Genomic DNA, 20,321 nt, shown 5'->3' with positions numbered 1-20,321 from the left:
CGCGCGTTACCCCGCCAGGCAAGCAAGCCGACCGAAACAGGAGAAGGCCATGGCAGCGGAACGGAACGAAAGGGCGGCCGTCACCAGGGGGCTGTTGAACCGCTGCCCCAATTGCGGACAGGGACGGCTGTTCAGGGGCTATCTCGCCATCGTGCCGAAATGCGCCGTCTGCGACGAGCCGCTGGGACTATACCGCGCCGCCGACGGGCCGGCCTTCTTCACCATGACCATCATGCTGTTGCTGCTGATCCCGATGATCGGGTTCACCTGGGCAGCCTATCGCCCGGACCCGGTGGTTCTGCTGGGCATCGTGGGCCTGGCCATGACCCTGCTGACCCTGGTCATCCTGCGCCTGGTGAAGGGCGCCTTCATCGGCTATCTCTGGGCCCGGCATGAACAGGACCGCGGCGCCTGACCACCGGCCAGGACCCCAGGCCGCGGCGCTCAGGCACGCAGCCGCTGGCCGTCATGGCCGGCAATGCGCAATTCCATCAGCGAGCCTTCGGGCATGTCCCGGTCAAAGGTCACTTCGGCGAAATGCTCGGTGCGTCCCAGCCGCGGCCCTTCGGTCAGCACCATGCGCGCCGCGCCGACCTGGGCCTGCAAATGCCGGGCCAGGGCCGCATCGCCCGCCGCCCGCAGCCGCGCCGCCCGTTCCCGGATCGCCGGGCCGGGCACGCGCGGCATCCGCGCCGCGGGCGTCCCCTTCCTTGCCGAATAGGGGAACACATGCAGGAATGTCAGCCCGCAATCCTCGACCAGCTTCAGGCTGCTTTCGAACATCGCCTCGGTCTCGGTCGGGAAACCGGCGATGATGTCGGCGCCGAAGACGATGCCGGGCCGCAGCCGCCGCGCCTCGTCGCAAAAGCGGATGGCGTCGTCGCGCAGGTGGCGGCGCTTCATCCGCTTCAGGATCATGTCGTCGCCGGCCTGCAAGGACAGGTGCAGATGCGGCATGAGCCGCGGCTCGCTGGCAATCGCCAGCATCAGGTTCTCGTCCGCCTCGATTGAATCGATGCTGGAAATCCGCAGCCGCGGCAGGTCCGGCACCAGCCGCAGGATGCGCATCACCAGATCGCCCAGCCGCGGCTGCCCCGGCAGGTCCGCCCCCCAGGACGTCAGGTCCACCCCGGTCAGCACCACCTCGTTGAAGCCGCGGTCGCGCAGCCGCTTGATCTGGTCCACCACCACCCCCGCTGGCACGGAGCGCGAATTGCCCCGGCCATAGGGGATGATGCAGAATGTGCAGCGATGGTCGCAGCCGTTCTGCACCTGCACATAGGCGCGGTGCCGGCCGAAGCCGTCGATCAGGTGCCCCGCCGTCTCGCGCACCGACATGATGTCGTCGACCTGGACCTTTTCGGTCTCGCCGATCAGGTCGGGGGCCTGCATAGCGGTCCAGGTCGCAGGCTGCATCTTTTCGTGGTTGCCGATGACGCGGGCGACCTCGGGCATGGCGGCGAAGGTCTCGGGCTCGGTCTGCGCGGCGCAGCCGGTGACGATGACCGGGGCGCCGGGATTTTCCCGCGCCAGCCGCCGGATCTCCTGCCGGGCCTTGCGCACGGCTTCCGCCGTCACCGCGCAGGTGTTCACCACCACCGCGCCTTGCAGCCCGGCCGCCTCGGCCATTTCGCGCATGGCCTCGGTCTCATAGGCATTCAGCCGGCAGCCGAGGGTCGCGAAAACCGGGGGCTTCATGTCCGTCATCCGCGCCAGACCCCATCAAAGACATGCGCGGTCGGCCCGGTCATCCAGACCCCGTCCTCGCGCCAGTCGATTTCCAGCACCCCGCCCGGCACGTTGACGCGCACCCGCCGCCCGATCAGCCCGCGCCTTGCCGCGGCGACCACGGCCGCGCAGGAACAGGACCCCGAGGCCAGCGTGACGCCGGTGCCGCGTTCCCAGATGCGCAGCACGATCTCGCTGTCCGAGACGACCTGCACGACCTCGACATTCGTCCGCTGCGGATAAAGCGGATGATGCTCGTGTTCCGGGCCAAAGCGGACCAGGTCCACCGCTGCCGCATCGGGCACGAAAAAGGTCATGTGCGGATTGCCCATGCCGGTCGCCACCGGATCGCCGGGAACCGGCAGGTGCAGCGTATCGACATCCTCGGCCAGCGGGATCCCGGCCCAGTCCAGCACCGGCGCGCCCATGTTGACGCGGGTCAGCCCGCCGCCCGCATCCTCGGCCGCAAGCAGGGCGTGGTCGGTGGCCAGCCGCAAGCCACCAGCCCCGGTTTCATCCATCAGGAAGCGGGCGATGCAGCGCGTGGCATTGCCGCAGGCCGCCGAGACCGAGCCGTCGGCGTTGAAAAACACCAGCCGCGCATCGGCATCCCCGCCGGGCAGGATGACGGCCAGTTGGTCGAATCCGACGCCGCGATGGCGGTCGGCGATGGCGGCCACGGTCGCAGCATCGGGCAGCGCGCCGGTCTGGCGGCTGTCGATGACGACGAAGTCGTTGCCAAGCCCGTGCATCTTCATGAAAGGCAGCGGGCGGCGGGGACCGGGGCGTTGCGGATGTTCCATGGCGCCGACATAATCCTGCGGAAAAGATTCTGCCAGAGGCGATGATTTTTCCGCTTGACCCTATCCGCCGCCGCCCGTAGTTAGCCCCCCGTGCGATGGGCCCGTAGCTCAGTTGGTAGAGCAACTGACTTTTAATCAGTGGGTCACAGGTTCGAATCCTGTCGGGCTCACCACTGAACTTCCTTACTCTCGGATGATATCCAAGTCGTTGAGCAGTCGCTCGCGCAGAACGCAGCAATTACCTTACCCGACAGCCAGCAGTTGGGCAAATCAGCGTGATAGCTGACGTAGCAGGTCGGAGTTCGGAGTGGTCTTGCGTCGTTTAGACTGATTGCGGGCGGGCGATTCCAGAATATTTGCCTTTGGCATCGGATGGCCGGGTGCCACAATCCGCCCGGCCGACCGCGCCGTCCGCTGTGTCGCGCAACGCTTCCATAAGAGGACCGCACCAATGGAAACACGGGCCGTAGCCCGTGTTCCGATGTGGTGCTCTGTCGAGCTTGTTAGCCGCTCGACCGCGATTTCTGAATGCTGGCAGGAAACAATGGTTTGGCGGATCCGTCAAGCGCAATGTCAGCCATCAGAAATCGCAGTCCAGCGTAACATACGAATTCCTGCAAATTCCCTCGCCACATGGGCGACTGCAAGCTATCGTCCCGTAAGCATTGCCAAAAAGATGGTCTCGAACATGCTCACCCGCCTCGCCCTCGATATTGGATCTTCATCCATCGGCTGGCTTCTCTACGAGATTGTGGACAACCGGCCCGTGCGCATCCTGGATGGCGGTGTGCGGATCTTCGGCGATGGGCGCGAGGCCAAGACCGGGCAGTCGCTTGCCGTGGGGCGCCGCAATGCCCGCGCCATGCGGCGGCGCCGTGACCGTTACCTGCGCCGCCGCGCCATGCTGATGAAACGCATGGCCGAGGCCGGGCTGATGCCGCAAGATCCCGACGAGGCGGCGGCGCTGACCGTTCTTGATCCCTATGCGCTGCGGGCGACCGGGCTGGATCAGGCGCTGCCGCTGACCCATCTGGGCCGGGCGCTGTTCCATCTGAACCAGCGGCGCGGGTTCAAGTCGAACCGCCGCACCGACAAGGGCGATAACGAGGGCGGGCTGATCGCGGATGCCTCGGCCCGGCTGGATCAGGCGATGATGGCGGCGGGCGCGCGCAGCTATGGCGAGTTCCTGCACATGCGCCGCGCCGGCGCAGGCGACGCCCGCGCGGTCCCTGCCGTCCGCACCCGGATCAACCCGCACCTGACCGGCGAGGGCGGCAAGGAACAGCCGGGCTATGACTTCTACCCCGACCGCCGCCACCTGGAGGAGGAGTTTCACAAGCTTTGGCAGGCGCAGGCCCCGCACCACCCGGAACTGACCGAGGAGTTGCGAGACCTGTTCTTCGAGACGATCTTCTACCAGCGGCCGCTGAAAGCGCCGGCGATCGGCCGCTGCCTGTTCCTGCCCGAGCGCCGCCTGCCCAAGGCGCATCCGCTGACGCAGCAGCGGACGCTTTACGAGACGGTGAACATGCTGCGGGTCACCGCGCCGGGCCAGCCCCGGCGCCGCCTGAGCCGGGACGAGCGCGACAAGATCGTCACCGCCCTGAACGGCAAGGCACCGGCCAAAAGCCCAGGTGCGAACAAGCTGACCCTGGTCGCGCTGAAAAAGGTCATCAAGCTGCGCCCGGACGAAGCCTTTTCGCTGGAAACCGCGATGCGCGATGCCATCGCCTGCGATCCGGTGCGGATGAGCCTTGCCCATCCCGACCGCTATGGCCCAGGCTGGTCGGCGCTAAGCGTAGACGATCAATGGGAAATCATCCAGCAACTGCGCGACGAACAGGACGGTGAAAGGCTGGTGGACTGGCTGGTCGAGCGCACCGGCTTTGACCGCGCCCGCGCCCGCGCCATTGCCGACGCGCCACTGCCCGAAGGTTTCGGCCGCCTTGGCGAGACGGCCACCCGCCGCATCCTCGCCGCGCTGATCGGCGGCACGGCGGATCACGCGGTCGCGACCTATAACGAGGCGGTCGAATTCTGCGGCTGGAACCATTCGCATCTGGGCACGGGCGAGGTCCTGGACCGCCTGCCCTATTACGGGCAGATCCTCGACCGGCACGTCCTGCCGGGCAGCGGCGAGGAAACCGACGACGACGTGACCCGTTTCGGCCGCATCACCAACCCGACCGTGCATATCGGCCTGGGCCAGATCCGGCGGCTGGTGAACCGGATGATCGACATCCACGGCCGCCCGCACGAGATCGTCCTGGAGCTCGCCCGCGACCTGAAGATGAGCGAAGAGCAGAAGCGCGACCTGGCGCAGGTCAACGCCAAGAACCAGCGCGCCGCCGAACTGCGCAGCCAAAAACTGATCGAGGAATTGAAGGTCGAGGATAACGGCCGCAACCGGGCCATTTTGCGGGTTTGGGAAGAATCAGCGATGGATGTGTTGAAACGCTGCTGTCCCTATACCGGGGAACGCATCAGCGCCACGATGCTGTTCGACGGCAGTTGCGATATCGACCATATCCTGCCCTATTCCCGCACCCTGGACGATGGTTTCAACAACCGCGTGATCTGCCTGAAATCCGCCAACCGCGAAAAGCGCAACAAGACTCCGTGGGAAGCCTGGGGTGGCACTTCGAAATGGCCGGCCATCGAGGCCAATCTGAAAAACCTGCCGGATGGCAAAAGCTGGCGCTTCCAACCCGACGCGATGGAGAAATTCGAGGGCCAGCGGGATTTCACCGCCCGCGCGTTGGTCGATACCCAGTATCTGTCCCGGCTGGCGCGGGAATATCTGGAAAGCCTTTATGCCGACGCCCTGTCCACGGGTCGCCGCCCGATCTGGGTCGTTGCCGGCAAGCTGACAGAAATGCTGCGCCGGCACTGGGGGCTGAACGGCCTGCTGCCCGACGCCCATCGCGGCACCGCCAAGGCCAAGAATCGCCAGGACCATCGCCATCACATGATCGACGCCGCGGTTATCGGCGCGACCGATCAGGGCATGGTCAAGCGCATCGCCGATATCGCCAAGGCCAATGTCGAGAACGGGCTGGAGGAACTGGCAGGCTCGATCCCCCCACCATGGGAGGATTTCCGCAATGACCTCGACAAGCAGCTCAGGATGACAACGGTCAGCCACCGCGCCGATCATGGCCGCATCGACCCGCAGGCCAAGCGACAGGGCCGCGACTCGACCGCCGGGCAGCTGCACAACGACACCGCCTATCGTCTGACCGGCGAATCCGTCCGCGGGGTGCCGCTGGTCGTCACCCGCAAGCCCTTTGACAGCCTGACCCAGGCGATGCTGGACAAGCTTCGCGATCCGCATCTGGCATCGCTGTTGCGGCAGGCCATCGGCGACAAGAGCGGCAAGGAGTTGCAGGCAGCCCTGAAAACCTTTCGCGAGCGTCCCGGCCCCTATCACCGCATCCGCCATGTGCGGATCATCGAACCGGTGGACGTGATCCAGATCCGTGACCGGCAGGGCCGCCCGTACAAGGGCTACAAGGGCGACAGCAACCAACGCTATGAGGTCTGGCGGATGCCGGACGGCAAGCCGGTCCATCAGGTCGTCTCGACCTTCGACGCCCATCAGCCCGGCGAGAAGAAGCCGCATCCAGCGGCAAAGCGGCTGATGCGTTTCCACAAAGGCGACATGGTCCGGCTGGACAACAGCAAGTTCGGGCCGGTGGTGGCGGTCGTGGTGAAATTCAGTTCAATCGGCACCATCGTGATGGTCGCGCATAACGAAAGCAACGCGGATCAGCGCTATCGCCGCGACAAGGAAGATGTTTTTATCCGGTTCCAGCCAAGCAGCCTGATGAAATCCGGCGCGCGCCGGGTTCTTGTCGATGAAACCGGTCGCATGCGCGATTCTGGCGCAATTTGATACAAGATTCCTCTGGACCGAATCGCCCGGCGCGTTAACATTTCTTATTTTGTCGCGTCGGGTATTTTTCCCATTGGATCAGATTGTTGACATCAGCCAGGACGGGCGTCACCTCTCGCGTGATCGCGGCTTCATGAAGGTCGAAGCGGCAGGCGAGGTTATCGGCCGTGTGCCGCTGGATCAGATCAGCGCGGTGATCGCGCATTCGCACGGCATCACCTGGAGCAATTCGCTTCTGGTCGAACTGGCAAATCGCGGCGCCCCCGTGGTCCTGTGCGGGGCCAATCACCAGCCTCGCGCGGTCATCTGCGCGCTCGATGCCCATCACATGCAGAATGCCCGGATGCGCGCGCAATGGGACGCCGCCCAACCGCTGATCAAGCAGGCGTGGAAACAGGTCGTCATCGCCAAAATCAAGATGCAGGCCGCGGCTCTTGCCGCCATCGGCCAACCGCCCGCTCCGCTGGAGATGATCGCCCGCTCGGTGCAATCCGGCGACAGCGGCAACGCCGAGGCGCAGGCCGCACGCATCTATTGGCCGATGATGATGGGCAAAAGCTTTCGCCGCGACGCGGACCTGCCCGACATCAACGCGCTGCTGAATTACGGCTATACCGTTCTGCGCGCCGCCACGGCGCGGGCCGTCGTGGCCGCGGGCTTGCATCCGACCATCGGGTTGTTCCATTCCAACCGCTCGAACGCTTTCGCCCTGGCCGATGACCTGATGGAGCCGTTCCGGCCGCTTGTCGATCTGACCGCACGCGCCATTGCCGAAGCCGACGGCCCCGAGGTTTCCCCGCAGGCCAAAAGGCAGATGGCCGACCTGATCGCCCTGGACCTGCCGCTGGCCGGTGAGACGAGCCCCGTATCGGTCGCGCTGTCGCGCTTGGCCGTATCGCTGGCCCAAAGCTTCGAATCGCGCCAGTTGCGCTTGATCCTGCCCGTGCCGCCCGCGCCCCTGATTCTGGCCGGACTGGGGAAATGAGCGGCCTTGCAACCTTTCTCAGCGGGTATCGCCTGATGTGGATCCTCGTGATGTTCGACCTGCCGACCGACACCAGGCCACAGCGGAAAGCTGCCGGCAATTTCCGCAATTTCCTGCTGGACGAGGGCTTTGAACGCAGCCAGTTCTCGATCTACGCCCGTTTCATCAACGGCAAGGAAGCTTTCGAGAGCCGAGTTCGGCGGATCGAGCGCGCCCTGCCCTCGCAAGGTGATGTGCAGATCCTGACCCTGACAGACCGCCAATATCGCGACATCGTGCATTTTTCGGATCAGGGCCGCCGGGAGGCGCGAGAGAATCCATCCCAACTGGTGCTGTTCTGATGCCGTTTCCCCGTTTGACTACATTCCATCCTGCTGTATTCTTCTGTATTTACAGAAGCTTACAGCAGGATGAAGTGTAGCCATTCAGAAATCGCGGTCCAGCGGCAACCGTCAAAAGCGCCTGTCGCACAAGGTCGCAAGTGTAGCCATTCAGAAATCGCGGTCCAGCGGCAACAAGGCCGGCGCAGGGATGTAGGCGGCCTCGAGTGTAGCCATTCAGAAATCGCGGTCCAGCGGCAACGTCGTGGGTCATGGTCAGTCCTCCGCATGCAGTGTAGCCATTCAGAAATCGCGGTCCAGCGGCAACCACGAGGCGGGTTGAATAGGCCAGGCATGCCAGTGTAGCCATTCAGAAATCGCGGTCCAGCGGCAACTATCTAGGCACCCATCAGCCGGGGCGACACAGTGTAGCCATTCAGAAATCGCGGTCCAGCGGCAACTTTCCGGCGGCATTCCCTCACTGACCGACGAAGCGGCCAAGGCGTTCGCATTTCTCCTGCCGCCACCGCTCGGCGCGCGCTTCATGCACCGCCTGACGCAGCCCTGCTTCGGCGGCACACAAGGGATGATATCGAGTGCGCGAGCATCGCTTAACAGCAATTGATCAAGTGACAGCGTTGCCGCCCTTCACCATAGCAGCACGGCGGAGACAGGGCTGAAATGCCGGCAGGATCCCCGGCCCCCGCCCTAGTTTGCTGTTCCGGGTTGCAAATGCGCGATGTTTGCGCATAACAACCCGAAACGCATGGAGCCGGGTGCAATTCCCGGCTGGCTCTTCCGGCCGCCGATCCGCCGGACAACCCGAACCTACACCCCAAGATCGAAACTCGACATGCGGCCCCATTCCGGGCCCTGATCGGTCAGGAACGGATGACATGATTTCACTTGATGCCTACCGGACCCAATGGTTCGGCAATATCCGCGGCGACCTGCTGGCCGGGCTGGTCGTGGCGCTGGCGCTGATCCCCGAAGCCATCGCCTTTTCCATCATAGCCGGCGTCGACCCCAAGGTGGGGCTTTACGCCAGCTTTTCCATCGCGGTGCTGATCGCCTTTACCGGCGGGCGGCCGGGCATGATCTCGGCTGCCACGGCTGCGACGGCGGTGCTGATGGTCACGCTGGTGCGCGACCACGGGCTGCAATACCTGCTGGCCGCCACCGTGCTGGCCGGGCTGATCCAGATCGGCGCCGGGCTGCTGCGCCTGGGTTTCGTCATGCGCTATGTGTCGAAATCGGTGATGACCGGCTTTGTCAACGCGCTGGCGATCCTGATCTTCCTGGCGCAATTGCCGGAACTGGACCCCAGCAGGGTCACCTGGCTGACCTATGTTCTGGTCGCCGCCGGGCTGGCCATCATCTACCTGTTTCCGCTGCTGACCCGGGCCGTCCCCTCGCCGCTGGTCGCCATCGTCCTGCTGACGGCGCTTTCGATGGCCTTCGGCTGGGATGTGCGCACGGTGGGCGACATGGGGGCGCTGCCCGACACGCTGCCGGTCTTCATGCTCCCGCAGATCCCGCTGACGCTGGAAACGCTGCTGATCGTCCTGCCCTATTCGCTGGCCATCGCCGTGGTGGGCCTCTTGGAAAGCCTGATGACGCAGAACCTGGTCGATGAGCTGACCGACACGAAATCCGACCGCAACCAGGAATGCATCGGCCAGGGCATCGCCAATACCGCCACCGGCTTCATCGGCGGCATGGCCGGCTGCGCGATGATCGGGCAGAGCATGATCAACGTGAAATCCGGCGGACGCGGGCGGCTTTCGACCTTTACCGCCGGTTTCGTGCTGCTGGTCCTGGTGGTCTTTCTGGGCGAATGGGTGGCGCGGATCCCGATGCCCGCGCTGGTGGCGATCATGATCATGGTCAGCATCGGCACCTTTTCCTGGTCGTCGCTGAAGAACCTGCGCACCCATCCGCGGTCTTCCTCGGTGGTGATGCTGGCGACCGTGGCCTCGGTGGTCTGGACCCATAACCTCGCCATCGGGGTGCTGGTCGGCGTTCTGCTCTCGGGCATCTTCTTCGCCGCCAAGATCGCGCAACTGTTCAAGGTTACGACCCATATCACCCCCGATGGCCGGCTGCGCAGCTATGTGATCGAGGGGCAGCTATTCTATGGCTCGGTCGAGGATTTCATGGAAGCCTTCGACTTCAACGAGGCGGTCGAGAAGGTGATCATCGACGTCAGCCGCGCCCATATCTGGGACATTTCCTCGGTGCAGGCGCTGGATATGGCGGTGCTGAAGTTCCGCCGCGACGGGGCCGAGGTCGAGATCGTCGGCATGAACGAGGCATCGGAAACCATCGTCGACAGGCTTGCCATCCATGACAAGCCCGGCGCGATGGACAGGCTGATAGCGCATTGAGGGAGGAAAGCATGAGCGAACAACCGCAGAAGATCGTCGCGCTTGTCGATGGTTCGGCCTATTCGGCCAGCGTCTGCGACCACGCCGCCTGGCTGTCGGGCCACACCGGCGCGCCGGTCGAGTTGATCCATGTGCTGGGCCGCCGCGAGGCGCCGGAAAAGCAGGATCTGTCCGGCGCCATCGCGCTTGGCGCCCGCACCGCCTTGCTGGAGGAGCTGGCCGAACTCGACGCAAGACGGGCGAAACTGGCCGGCCATCGCGGCCGCGCCATTCTGGAGGATGCCCGCGCCATTCTCGACAAGGCGGGCGTGGCCGAGGTCACCACCCGCCTGCGCCACGGCGACCTGATCGAGGCTCTGGCCGAGGTCGAGGCCGATGCCCGCGTGATCATGATTGGCAAGCGCGGCGAGGCGGCGGATTTCGCCAAAGGGCATCTGGGATCGAACCTCGAACGCGTCCTGCGCGCCAGCCACAGGCCGGTCTTCGTCGCCTCGCGCGCGTTCAGGCCGATCTCCAGGGTGCTGGTCGCCTATGACGGCGGGGCTTCGGCGGTGAAGGCCGTGGATCACATCGCCCGCAGCCCGCTGTTCCAGGGGCTGGACATCCATGTGGTCACAGTCGGCAGCACCACGCCCGAGGCGCTAAACGGGTTGGCGACTGTCAAGGCGTCCCTGCAAGCCGCCAGGATCATGGCCCAGACCGCGATCCTGCCCGGGCAGCCGGAAACCGCGCTTGGCAAGCTGGTGGATGAGGCGCCCTTCGACATGCTGGTCATGGGGGCCTATGGCCATTCGCGCATCCGCAGCCTGATCATCGGATCAACCACCACCGCCATGATCCGATCCTGCAAGGTGCCTGTCGTCTTGATGCGCTGACGTCGCTGCCGCCGCGGAAAAAGGGGGAGCCGGTCGGCAATGCGGCCCCCCGCATTCGGACGGCCGTTTTACGATGCCCCTCCTATAGAAGCCGGCACACCGACTCTGCACGGGGATGCAAACTTGGGTCTGCGTCTCGTCATGCGGGGCCGTTCCGGAGCGGCACGGATATCACCCCGCCATTCAACTTGCGTTGATCTGTCTCATTGCGCTATAAATCAATAAATCTTTAGTTGTTGATTCGATGGAAGAGCAACGCGCCCTTGTCGGCTTCGCGGCCCTGTCGCAGGAAACCCGGCTGCGCATCGTCCGGTTGCTGGTCAAGGCCGGGCCGGAAGGCATGGCGGCCGGGGCCATCGGCGAGGCCCTGGGGGGTGTCAGTACCTCGCGACTGTCGTTTCACCTGACCCACCTCGAACATGCTGGGTTGATCCGGTCCCGGCGCGAAGGGCGCTTCATCATCTACAGCGCCATCTTTGCGACATTGGCCGGGTTGATCGCATTCCTCATGCGCGATTGCTGCGACGGCCACCCGGAAATCTGCGCGCCGGTCGCGGCTGCGCTGTCCTGCTCCTGTGAACCCGGCAAGGATGCCTTTCATGGCTGAAGCCTCGCCCTTCGCGACCAACCCGCCGGATGTCGTCATTTACCACAACCCGGACTGCGGAACCTCGCGGAACGTGCTGGCCATGATCCGCAATGCCGGGATCGAGCCGCATGTGGTGGAATATCTCAAGACGCCGCCCTCGCGCGCGATGCTGGAACAGCTTATCACCCGCATGGGCATCGCGCCGCATGAACTGCTGCGCCAAAAAGGCACGCCCTATGCCAAGCTTGGCCTGGACGACCCGGCACTGCCTGACGCCGCGCTGGTCGACGCGATGCTGGCGCATCCGATCCTGATCAACCGGCCCATCGTGGTCAGCCCCAGGGGCGTGCGGCTCTGCCGGCCCTCGGAGCAGGTGCTGGACCTGCTGCCGCCGCAGCGCGCCGCCTTCAGCAAGGAGGATGGCGAGCAAGTCGTGGATGCCCAGGGCAACCGCATTCGCTCGTCCTGAAAGGATCTGATGATGACCCCCGACAGCCCGGCCCGCCGGCTTTCCTTTCTCGACCGCTACCTGACCTTGTGGATCTTCGCGGCCATGGCGTTCGGCATCCTGCTGGGCACTATGTTCACCGGCCTGCCGGATGCGCTGCACGCCATGGCGGTGGGCTCGACCAACATCCCTATCGCCATCGGGCTCATTCTGATGATGTATCCGCCGCTGGCGAAGGTCCGCTACGAGGACCTGCCCCGGGTCTTTGCCGACAAGCGCGTGCTGGTGCTGTCGCTGGTGCAGAACTGGCTGATCGGGCCGGTGCTGATGTTCGCCTTAGCGGTGATCTTCCTGCGCGATCATCCCGAATACATGACCGGGCTGATCCTGATCGGCCTGGCGCGCTGCATCGCCATGGTGCTGGTCTGGGACCAGCTGGCGCGCGGCGACGGGCAATATGTCGCCGGGCTGGTGGCCTTCAACGCGATCTTCCAGATCCTGTTCTTCTCGACCTATGCTTGGCTGTTCCTGACCGTGCTGCCGCCCCTGTTCGGGCTGGAGGGCAGCGTGATCGAGGTGGGCTTCCGGACCGTGACCGAGGCGGTGCTGATCTACCTGGGCATCCCCTTCGCCGCCGGCTTCCTGACCCGGCATGTGCTGATCGCGCGCAAGGGCGAGGCCTGGTATCGGGACGTCTTCCTGCCGAAGATCAGCCCGATCACGCTGGCCGCGCTGCTTTTCACCATCATCGCGATGTTCAGCCTGAAGGGTGGCGATGTCGTGCGCCTGCCGCTCGATACCGTCAGGATCGCCGTGCCGTTGGTGCTGTATTTCGCCATCCAGTTCCTGGTCAGCTTCGCCATGGGCCGCCTGATCGCCCGGGACTATCCGCGCAGCACCGCCATCGCCTTTACCGCCGCCGGCAACAACTTCGAGCTGGCCATCGCCGTTGCCATCGCTGCCTATGGCCTGACCTCGCCCGTGGCCTTCGCCGCCGTCATCGGCCCGCTGGTCGAGGTGCCGGTGCTGATCCTTCTGGTCAACGCCGCCCTGTGGCTGGGCCGCCGCTGGTTCCCCGAAGCAACCCCGCAAGAGGCCCGCGCATGATCCCCGACCTGCCGAACCTGTCGCCCGACTGCCTGCGCGCGCCCGCGATCCCCGACCTGCCGCGAGCAACCCATCCGCCGCGCATCCTGCTGCTTTACGGCTCGCTGCGCGAACGCTCCTACAGCCGCTTCGCCACCTTGGAGGCCGAGCGCCTGCTGCGGCATTTCGGCTGCGAGACGCGGGTGTTCCACGCCAACGGCCTGCCTTTGCCCGAGGATGCCGACCCGTCGCATCCCAAGGTGCAGGAGCTGCGCGACCTGTGCCTGTGGTCCGAGGGCCAGGTCTGGACCAGCCCGGAACGCCACGGCGCGATGACCGGGGTGATGAAGGCGCAGATAGACTGGATCCCGCTGTCGATGGGCGCGATCCGGCCAACGCAGGGCCGCACGCTGGCGGTGATGCAGGTTTCGGGCGGCTCGCAGAGCTTCAACGCGGTGAACCAGATGCGGGTGCTGGGCCGCTGGATGCGGATGTTGACCATCCCCAACCAGTCCTCGGTCGCCAGGGCGTATCAGGAGTTCGACGAGGCGGGGCGCATGCGGCCGTCGAGCTATTACGACCGCATCGTGGATGTGATGGAGGAACTGGTGAATTTCACCCTGCTGACCCGCGACCTGTCGGCCTTCCTGACCGACCGATACAGCGAGCGCAAGGAAGCCGCGGCAAAGCTCGAGGAACGGGTAAACCTCAAGGCTGCGACATGAGGCTGGAGAGGCGCGATATCGGGCGGGGAGCGATCACGAGACGCACCCGGATCGCGCCGTAAACGGCGATCGAACCGGGTCTGAACCGGGTAACCGTCTTGACATTCCATCGTCGTCGTCGGAATTTTCCGGCATGGGGTCTTGCGATGCCCCACGAGGCGCCAGCCGAAGTTCGCGTTCCATTCCGACAACTCACTCAATGGAGGGAACGCAGATGCCTGCGCCTGATGCCATAACCTGCGACAAGCTCGCCAAGCTGATCGGCACCGCACGATGCCCCGTCGTCCTCGACCTGCGCCGGGCGGATGCGAGAGACGCCGAACCCCGTCGCATCCCCTCCGCCCGAGGGCTGACTGAGGATGAAATCGCTCCTGCGGCGCTTTCGGAACTGGCCCGCAGCCTGGCCCGTCCGGTGGTGGTCCTTTGCGCCGAGGGACACGGGCGCAGTCAGGGCGTCGCCGCCTGGTTGCGCCATGAAGGGGTCGCAGCCGAATATCTGGAGGGAGGCATGGCGGCATGGCTTGCCGCCGGCCTGCCACTCGTCACGACCACAAGGATCACCGGCCATGATCCGCAGAGCCGCAGCCTGTGGGTGACACGGGCGCGGCCCAAGATCGATCGCATCGCCTGCCCCTGGCTGATCCGGCGCTTCATCGATCCACGGGCGGTGTTTCTGTTCGTCGCCCCGGCCGAAGTGCCCGCAGTGACCGAGCGGTTCGGCGCCATGCCCTTCGATGTCGAAGGCGTGTTCTGGAGCCATCGCGGCGAGGACTGCACCTTCGACACGCTGCTGAAGGAAACCCGGCTGAGCATCCCGGCGCTCGACCGGCTGGCGTTGATCGTGCGCGGGGCGGATACCGCCCGCCTGGACCTCGCCCCCGAAGCGGCAGGTTTGCTTGCGGCGTCCCTGGGCCTGTCGCGGATGTATTCCGACGATCTGGAGCAACTCGATGCCGGATTGCAGCTCTATGACGCTTTCTACCGTTGGGCGCGCGATGCCACGGACGAGATCCACAACTGGCCCACCAACGCCAGGGGTCCGGGCCGGGGCGCGACATGAAACGGCGTGCTGGATTTCCAACGCTGGGTCAGGCCACCGGGGTCTGGGCCAGGATCGCCGCGCTGAGTTTCGGCGGGCCGGCCGGCCAGATCGCGGTGATGCACCGAATACTGGTCGAGGAGCGGAAATGGCTCGGAGATGCGCGATTCCTCCATGCCCTGAACTTCTGCATGTTGCTGCCCGGCCCCGAGGCGCAGCAGATGGCGACCTATATCGGCTGGCTGATGCACGGCGTGCGCGGCGCGCTGATCGCGGGGATGCTGTTCATCCTGCCGGGCTTCATCGCCATGATGGTGCTGAGCTGGGTCTACGCGGTCTATGGCGATGTGCCGGTTGTGACCGCGCTGTTCTTCGGGCTGAAGGCCGCGGTGCTGGCAATCGTGCTGCAAGCGGTGTTCCGCATCGGCAAACGTGCCCTGAAGAACAAGGTCATGCTCGGCCTGGCCGCCGCGTCCTTCCTGGCCATCTTCCTGTTCGATGCACCCTTCCCGCTGATCGTGGCGCTGGCGGCAACCATCGGCTGGATCGGGGCAAAGGCCGGGATTGCGGCCTTCCGGGGCGGCGGCGGACATGGCTCGACAGATGGCGCACATGTCAGCGACGCCGACACGATCCTTGGCGAAGACCTTGATCTTCCGCCCTCGGCGCGCAGAAACGCCTTCCGCGCGGGATGGGTGGCGGTCGCGCTCTGGCTGTTGCCGGTGCTGCTGCTGGTCGCCCTGGTGCCGGGCAGCGTCTTCACCGACATCGCTCTGTATTTCTCGAAACTCGCGGTGCTGACCTTCGGCGGGGCCTATGCCGTGCTGGCCTGGGTCGCGCAGGAGGCGGTCGGCGGCTATGGCTGGTTGCAGCCGGGTGAGATGCTCGACGGTCTCGGCATGGCCGAAACCATGCCGGGACCGCTGATCAAGGTGTTGCAGTTCGTCGGCTTCATGGGTGCAATGCGCGAGGCCGGATGGGCCATGCCGCTGCTGGCGGCAACGCTTGGGGGCATCCTGACGACATGGGTGACCTTCGCGCCCTGCTTCGCGTGGATTCTGCTCGGGGCACCGTTCATGGAAGGATTGCGGGAAAACCGGGCGCTCGTGGCGGCGCTGGCTTCGGTCACGGCGGCGGTCGTGGGGGTGATCCTCAATCTCGCGATATGGTTCGCGATCCATGTGGTCTGGCGCGAGGTCGAGCCTTTCAATTGGGGGCCGGTCTCGACCAGCATTCCGGTGCTGGAAACACTGGATGGCTGGGCGATGGCCCTTTCGGCGCTGGCGATCCTCGCGGTGTTCCGTCTGAAGCTCGGCATCGGCCTTGTGCTTGGTGGTGCGGCGCTGGCTGGCCTCGGGCTGCATCTGGCCGGGGCGATCTGACGGCGGATGGCGAGGCCGCTGCCCGAACCCCGAAGAAACCCGGATATCCGCGATGCCAGGGCGGATGCGGGTCGCCCGCGGTCAGTTGATCGTGGTGCCTGCCCTGGTTCGCATCACCTGGGGAGGGTCGGGCGGCATGGTAACGGGCAACGTGACGCCGACTTGTAGCTCGGTGGCGAGTACAGCGGGTTGACCACACCTGGGGAACAGAGGACGGAACATCCAGGGCTGATCACTTGCGCCGGATCAGTCTCCAACGGCAGCAATGGACTCTCGAGCAACTCGCTGCGGGACAGCAAGTGGCAGGTTTGGCTGAGCCGGGCGATTTGCCCCCGGACAGGCAAGGTGCGGCCCAAACCGGACTTTCACGAGGGGCGATTGCCGCCATGCAGCATTCACCAGAACTGCCATTGGTGCGGTTCGCAGCATTTGAAAGGTCATGGGTAATGACCTTATGACCGATACAGGTTAACCCTGATATCGTCCGACCAAATCGATTTTCCTATCGAAGAGATCATGTCGCGCTCATCCAACCACCTGACAAGTTCGCTATTTTCATTCGTCCTGCTGAGCGCGGGACGTTCATATCCGGTTTGGATCTTTGAATATGGGTTTGGCAGCTGCCCCAAGACCTCACGAACCTCGTTCTTATCGAGCTTCTCGTGCAGGAGATTTAGCAGCCGGATCTGCGTGCTTACTGGCTTTGCGTTCACGATAACTGCCTTGACGATATCAGCTGTGAGTGAAGGCAACGTGCAATTTGTCCGTAACAGGATCGGCCCGACGATACCGGCACGCTCGGGAAGGCTGGGAAGACCGCTCAAGTCCATCAAACCGATGATCGCACGCTTCTCGTCGTCCGAGATATCGGTGGCAAGCAATCGCTCGCGGAAGGTAAGCATCCGCCGAAGGCCGCAGCCGTGCTATATTGATCAGAGGCGTTTGGGTGCGGCCCTTGGTTTGCGCGGCTTTGGTGCCCACTTTTTGGCGAGGCGCTCGAAGTTATCGAGGATACGGCCGATCTCTGCCTCTTCAGGGTCGAACTTTGCCCCATACCATTCCAACATCCGGTCGTGCTCATCGTGCTTGGGTTCGGCCATGGCTTCGAGGAAGTCGGCGTAGCCGGGAAAGCCACCCACATCTTCAGGGGGACAAGCACCGATGGCCCTGACGAGGCGCGGGTAGTCGGCACCCGGGATGGCGTCATCGATCTTCTCGACCTTAATCACATGGTGCCAGTTGTCTCCAAAGTCATAGATGTAATGGATGGTCTTGGTGCCGACATCCTCGAGCACATCAAGTAGACTGGATTTGCTGGCAGGCAGCGGGCCATCGTAATAGCCGTCAGGATCGGGCACGCCCCAGCCAACACCGCCGGCCCGGAACTCATAAAGGTGGCTGTCGGTCCAGCCCATGGCGGCCTGGATCACATCGTGCAGACGGTTGAGTTTGATCTTCAGTGGCACATCGAAGCGCCGCAACACCTGAGGTTCGACGTCAGATAATGTGACCTTGAGGCGCGCGACCAGCGTCATGCGGCAATCCTTTTCAATTCTGTCGCTGTCTTCCAATTCCAAGGGAGCAATTCATGCACACGCGATATAGGCAAATCCGGCAGGCGCGCGAGCACATCGGCCATCCATGCCTGCGGATCGATGTCGTTCATCTTTGCCGTGACGATGAGGGTATACATGAAGGCAGCCCTGTCACCGCCACGTTCGGATCCTGCAAAAAGCCATGACTTTCTGCCCAATGCGATACCGCGTAGAGCGCGTTCGGCGGCATTGTTCGTCAGGCAGAGGCGGCCGTTATCGAGGAATGCAGTAAAGGCTTCCCAGCGACCTGTCCCGTCGAGCATGTAATTGATCGCCTTGGCGACAGGGTTGTGCTTTGACATCCGGGCCCGCTCGGCCCGCATCCAGTCGTGCAGATCATTGACCAGCGGTGCGACCCGTTGCTGCCGGACTTCATGACGCGCTGCTGCTGACAAGCCAGTGATTTCGCGCTCGACGGCAAAGATCGCATCGATCCGCGTCACAGCATCCAATGCAATGGGCGAGATATCCTCTGCAACCTTTTTACCCTTGCGGGCGGTGGCCTTGATGTCAGCGAGTTCAAAGAACTTGCGCCTTGCATGGCTCCAGCACAGCGCAGAACGCACCGGACCCGGGCTGCGATCTGCCAGATACAGGTCATTGTAGCCGCCATAGACGTCCGACTGCAGCACACCATGCCATCCGGCCAGATGCCGTGTCGGATGTTCCTTGCGACGATCTGTCGAGAACTTGAAGACAGCGGCAGGTGGCGCGCCGCCATCCCATGGCCGGTCATCGCGCACATAGGTCCATAACCGTGCGGTCTTTGTGCCCCCGCGCGCTAAAAGCGGCACGGTCGTGTCATCACCATGCAGACGGCCGCCGTCCAGCACATGGCGCTCAATCAGCGCATGAATGGGGGCCAACGCCACACAGGCGTGACCGATCAGATCGGCCAAGGTGGATAGGCTCAGATCAATCCCCTCTCGTGCAATGCGCTCAGATTGCCGGTTCAACGGTTGGTGCTGTCCATACTTGTCGAAGGCGATCATGGCGATCAGGCTGGGCCCGGCCCAACCGCGTGGAATGGCATGGAACGGGGCTGGCGGTTGGCTGATCTTCTCGCAAACCCGACAGGTGAACTTCTCGCGGACCGTTTGGACCACCTTCCACTGGCGCGGAATGACCTCCAGCGTTTCGGTGATATCCTCACCCATTTTGATGATGCGGTCAGAACCACAGCAGGTGCAACTGGTCGGTGCCTCGACCACCACACGCTCGCGCGGCAGATGGTCGGGAAAGGGTTTGCGCACCGGCTTGCGCCGCGTGAAAGCGCGCACGGTGCTGGTCTTATCTGTCGCGGCGGCCTGTTCAGCCGCCAGCGCATCCTCGGTGGCGGTCGCGTCCAATTCCTCAAGCTGCAATTCCAGCTGATCGATCAGTCGCGCACGACCTTCGGAAGAGATGCCGTATTTGTCGCGCCGCAGCTTGGCGATCTCCAGCTTCAACTCCTGGATCATTGCCTCCGTGCAGGATGCCAGGGCGCGGGCCTGTGCCAATTCGGCTTCCGCCGCCTGTGCGCAGGCTTGTGCAGCCTCAGCCGAGGCAGTCTGCGCAGCAAGTGCGGCGCGCAATTCAGCGATCTGCAAGGCGGCATCTGACATGGCAGATGTCTACCATGAACGCCACGAAAGGCCAATAAAAACAGGCGCTTCACCGCAGATTATCCAGCCGTCTTAGGCCTTTGCGTCCAGCGCGGATTACGCCAGTCGATCCCTTCCAGAAGATAACCGAGCTGGGCGGATGATATCGCCACAGCCGTCCCGTCCTGGCTCACAGGCCAGATGAACTTGCCCGCCTCAAGCCGTTTCAGATACAGCGACATGCCAACCCCGTCATGCCAGAGCAATTTCACCAGATCACCTTTGCGGCCTCGAAAGCAGAATATCTCACCGGCATTCGGGTCGCGCCCGAGGCCCTGTTGCACCGACAGCGCCAAGGTGTTCATCCCGCGCCGCATATCCGTCACACCACCCGCGATCCAAACCTTCGTGCCCGCCGGAAACGCGATCATGACCGCACCATCAGGCCATTGAGCAGACGCGCAGCAGCCTCCATGTCGAAGCCGGAGGGGATCGTCACGCGACACCGAGGGCCAAGGTCAATCGTCAATACTGGCACCGGCGGCGCTGGAACATCATCAGGGCCAGAACCGTCTTCGACCTGAAGAACGCGCAAAAATCGTGGGCCAGCCCCAAGCAGCCCATTCTTGTGCCTGTATCGCCAATCGTAAAGCTGTGATCGCGAAATGTCATGGCGCCGTGCGACCTCCGCCAATGTCACGCCATCACAATGGCTTTCCTCAACGATCCGGACCTTCTCATCATCCGTCCAACGGCGACGGCGACCGGTATCAGAGACCGACAAAACTTGAATGCGGGGAGTGTCTTCGTGTGCGTCCATAAGGACACTCGATAAACGATCTCACTGCCCAGCAGACAGACGGCCCTCGGCGGATGTTTAC

18 protein-coding genes, 1 tRNA gene, 1 pseudogene, 1 CRISPR repeat array and 1 other annotated feature are annotated in these 20,321 nt (G+C 64.0%); of the genes and pseudogenes, 13 read left to right on the top strand and 7 right to left on the bottom strand.

Translation table 11 applies throughout. The features are described 5' to 3' along the window. The first annotated feature begins 49 nt into the window (after window positions 1-49). On the top strand, window positions 50-415 hold the full coding sequence (locus tag F3H32_RS14150) for a DUF983 domain-containing protein (protein WP_149766393.1): 366 nt from the start codon (window positions 50-52) through the stop codon (window positions 413-415). A 29-nt stretch (window positions 416-444) separates the two neighbouring features. Here the strand turns inward: F3H32_RS14150 and mtaB are convergent, their stop codons facing one another. Both mtaB and dapF read right to left on the bottom strand, forming a co-directional pair. Next, window positions 445-1,698 (bottom strand): tRNA (N(6)-L-threonylcarbamoyladenosine(37)-C(2))-methylthiotransferase MtaB, encoded by a 1,254-nt coding sequence (gene mtaB, locus F3H32_RS14145; RefSeq protein WP_149766416.1) that lies wholly within the window; start codon window positions 1,696-1,698, stop codon window positions 445-447. Between the two features lie 5 nt (window positions 1,699-1,703). Continuing rightward, window positions 1,704-2,486 carry a diaminopimelate epimerase gene (gene dapF / locus F3H32_RS14140; protein ID WP_262494991.1) on the bottom strand — a complete coding sequence of 261 codons (783 nt, stop codon included), beginning with the start codon at window positions 2,484-2,486 and terminating at the stop codon, window positions 1,704-1,706. A 142-nt stretch (window positions 2,487-2,628) separates the two neighbouring features. On the opposite strand from dapF, the gene F3H32_RS14135 reads away from it, so the two are divergent. From F3H32_RS14135 to chrA, 12 genes are all read left to right on the top strand, one after another. Continuing rightward, a tRNA-Lys gene (locus F3H32_RS14135) sits at window positions 2,629-2,704 on the top strand. 503 nt (window positions 2,705-3,207) lie between these two features. Further along, on the top strand, window positions 3,208-6,426 hold the full coding sequence (gene cas9, locus F3H32_RS14130) for a type II CRISPR RNA-guided endonuclease Cas9 (RefSeq protein WP_223191462.1): 3,219 nt from the start codon (window positions 3,208-3,210) through the stop codon (window positions 6,424-6,426). A 49-nt stretch (window positions 6,427-6,475) separates the two neighbouring features. Further along, entirely contained in the window at window positions 6,476-7,411 is a 936-nt protein-coding gene (gene cas1, locus F3H32_RS14125) for a type II CRISPR-associated endonuclease Cas1 (protein ID WP_316702641.1), read from the top strand. Next, window positions 7,408-7,752 carry a CRISPR-associated endonuclease Cas2 gene (gene cas2 / locus F3H32_RS14120; protein ID WP_223191461.1) on the top strand — a complete coding sequence of 115 codons (345 nt, stop codon included), beginning with the start codon at window positions 7,408-7,410 and terminating at the stop codon, window positions 7,750-7,752. Before cas1 ends, cas2 begins: the two co-directional genes overlap by 4 nt. A gap of 73 nt (window positions 7,753-7,825) precedes the next feature. After that, a CRISPR array of direct repeats spans window positions 7,826-8,192; the repeat unit is 36 nt; unit sequence AGTGTAGCCATTCAGAAATCGCGGTCCAGCGGCAAC. 304 nt (window positions 8,193-8,496) lie between these two features. After that, window positions 8,497-8,554, top strand: a sequence feature (sul1 is cis-regulatory element that is thought to sense ions involved in sulfur or methionine metabolism; They are found in Alphaproteobacteria). Between the two features lie 73 nt (window positions 8,555-8,627). Further along, window positions 8,628-10,118, top strand: a complete 1,491-nt coding sequence (locus F3H32_RS14115; RefSeq protein ID WP_149766390.1) for a SulP family inorganic anion transporter — start codon at window positions 8,628-8,630, stop codon at window positions 10,116-10,118. 11 nt (window positions 10,119-10,129) lie between these two features. Further along, window positions 10,130-10,993, top strand: a complete 864-nt coding sequence (locus tag F3H32_RS14110) for a universal stress protein (protein ID WP_149766389.1) — start codon at window positions 10,130-10,132, stop codon at window positions 10,991-10,993. A gap of 244 nt (window positions 10,994-11,237) precedes the next feature. Beyond that, window positions 11,238-11,600 (top strand): ArsR/SmtB family transcription factor, encoded by a 363-nt coding sequence (locus F3H32_RS14105; RefSeq protein ID WP_149766388.1) that lies wholly within the window; start codon window positions 11,238-11,240, stop codon window positions 11,598-11,600. Beyond that, complete coding sequence (gene arsC / locus F3H32_RS14100) at window positions 11,593-12,051, top strand: arsenate reductase (glutaredoxin) (protein WP_149766387.1); 459 nt, start codon at window positions 11,593-11,595, stop codon at window positions 12,049-12,051. Before F3H32_RS14105 ends, arsC begins: the two co-directional genes overlap by 8 nt. A gap of 12 nt (window positions 12,052-12,063) precedes the next feature. After that, window positions 12,064-13,137 carry an ACR3 family arsenite efflux transporter gene (arsB, locus tag F3H32_RS14095; RefSeq protein ID WP_149766386.1) on the top strand — a complete coding sequence of 358 codons (1,074 nt, stop codon included), beginning with the start codon at window positions 12,064-12,066 and terminating at the stop codon, window positions 13,135-13,137. Then, window positions 13,134-13,841, top strand: coding sequence for an arsenical resistance protein ArsH (arsH, locus tag F3H32_RS14090; RefSeq protein WP_149766385.1), 708 nt, complete (start codon window positions 13,134-13,136; stop codon window positions 13,839-13,841). Before arsB ends, arsH begins: the two co-directional genes overlap by 4 nt. A gap of 214 nt (window positions 13,842-14,055) precedes the next feature. Then, complete coding sequence (locus F3H32_RS14085; protein WP_149766384.1) at window positions 14,056-14,901, top strand: chromate resistance protein ChrB domain-containing protein; 846 nt, start codon at window positions 14,056-14,058, stop codon at window positions 14,899-14,901. Continuing rightward, a complete protein-coding gene (gene chrA, locus F3H32_RS14080; RefSeq protein ID WP_149766413.1) occupies window positions 14,898-16,262 on the top strand; it encodes a chromate efflux transporter in 1,365 nt (454 codons plus the stop codon). Before F3H32_RS14085 ends, chrA begins: the two co-directional genes overlap by 4 nt. Window positions 16,263-16,714: 452 nt before the next feature. Here the strand turns inward: chrA and F3H32_RS14075 are convergent. From F3H32_RS14075 to tnpA, 5 genes and pseudogenes are all read right to left on the bottom strand, one after another. Next, window positions 16,715-17,155, bottom strand: a pseudogene (locus F3H32_RS14075) (P-loop NTPase fold protein); the annotation flags it as partial. A 39-nt stretch (window positions 17,156-17,194) separates the two neighbouring features. Then, window positions 17,195-17,797 (bottom strand): plasmid pRiA4b ORF-3 family protein, encoded by a 603-nt coding sequence (locus F3H32_RS14070; RefSeq protein WP_149766382.1) that lies wholly within the window; start codon window positions 17,795-17,797, stop codon window positions 17,195-17,197. Then, entirely contained in the window at window positions 17,794-19,461 is a 1,668-nt protein-coding gene (tnpC, locus tag F3H32_RS14065; RefSeq protein WP_149766381.1) for an IS66 family transposase, read from the bottom strand. Before tnpC ends, F3H32_RS14070 begins: the two co-directional genes overlap by 4 nt. Before the next feature lie 59 nt (window positions 19,462-19,520). Beyond that, window positions 19,521-19,871 carry an IS66 family insertion sequence element accessory protein TnpB gene (gene tnpB, locus F3H32_RS14060; RefSeq protein ID WP_149766380.1) on the bottom strand — a complete coding sequence of 117 codons (351 nt, stop codon included), beginning with the start codon at window positions 19,869-19,871 and terminating at the stop codon, window positions 19,521-19,523. After that, window positions 19,868-20,260 carry an IS66-like element accessory protein TnpA gene (gene tnpA / locus F3H32_RS18180; RefSeq protein ID WP_149766379.1) on the bottom strand — a complete coding sequence of 131 codons (393 nt, stop codon included), beginning with the start codon at window positions 20,258-20,260 and terminating at the stop codon, window positions 19,868-19,870. The genes tnpB and tnpA overlap by 4 nt, the downstream gene beginning before the upstream one ends. Window positions 20,261-20,321 lie beyond the last annotated feature (61 nt).

Origin of the sequence: Paracoccus thiocyanatus (assembly GCF_900156255.1) — a bacterium.
Taxonomy (GTDB): Bacteria; Pseudomonadota; Alphaproteobacteria; order Rhodobacterales; family Rhodobacteraceae; genus Paracoccus; species Paracoccus thiocyanatus.
Note: the sequence above shows the minus strand (reverse complement) of the source record. Positions and strands in the feature narration are given on the sequence as shown.